This is a genomic window from Bradyrhizobium sp. WYCCWR15520 (assembly GCF_056174665.1).
Map to the genome: position 1 here is coordinate 1 of NZ_JBWBWM010000155.1, position 832 is coordinate 832.

An 832-nucleotide genomic window follows, 5' to 3' on the forward strand; every position below is an offset into this window, starting at 1 on the left:
GAATCCTCAAAAGCAAAATTGCAAGCTTTTGGGCCCCCAAAGCCCGAAAGCTTGCAATCTCAAAACGCCTCTCGCCAGAAAATTCGACTCCCGCTCAATGGCTTGGAAGTTCTTCACGCACGACTAAGCCTCGAACGGCGATATGGATCTTGGTGCTCAGGCCGCCGCGCGAGCGGCCGAGCGCTTGATCTTCAGACCCCCTTTTTTCGCCCCGGCAGCATGCTGATGAGCCCGAACGATGGTGGAATCGACAATCAGACAATCAGATATTCGAAGTCCGGATCATCGGACATCGCATCGAAAATGCGCGCCCAAACACCCTTGACACTCCACCGGCTGAAGCGCCGGAACACGCTGTTCCAGTCGCCGAACACCTCCGGAAGGTCACGCCAGGGAGAGCCCGTGCGTACGATCCAAAGGACCCCCTCCACAAACATCCGGTTATCGCGCCCGGTCGACCCCTTCTGGTCAGGTCGACCAATGATCAACGGCGCCATCCGCTCCCAGGCCGCGTCGCTCAACACCAAACGGTCCATCACACTCAAGACTTGCTCCCAAAAAGAAGTCTTGAATCTGATTTGCCCTTAAATGGGAATCCCTAGAGTCCACACCGCCTAGGTGGTGTGGACACTTATCGCATCCATAGGACGATGGCAGCGAGAGTGACGACGGCACGGTAATTTCGAGCGGTCTTTTCGAAGCGGGTTGCGACGCGGCGAAACTGCTTGAGTTTCGAGAAGCAGCATTCGACGAGATGGCGCTGGGCATAGAGATGCTTGTCGAGCGGATATTTGAGCGCCCGTGACGGGTTGTTGGGGATGACGGCAAGCGC

Annotated in this window: 1 protein-coding gene and 1 pseudogene; both read right to left on the bottom strand. The window is 56.7% G+C overall.

Annotation, left to right across the window (positions count from 1 at the left end):
- Positions 1-124: 124 nt before the first annotated feature.
- Positions 125-545 (bottom strand): annotated as a pseudogene (locus tag AC0QUY_RS42610) (IS5 family transposase); the annotation flags it as partial.
- Between the two features lie 86 nt (positions 546-631).
- A partial coding sequence (locus tag AC0QUY_RS42615) for a transposase (protein ID WP_474417261.1) occupies positions 632-832 on the bottom strand: 201 nt, incomplete at its 5' end.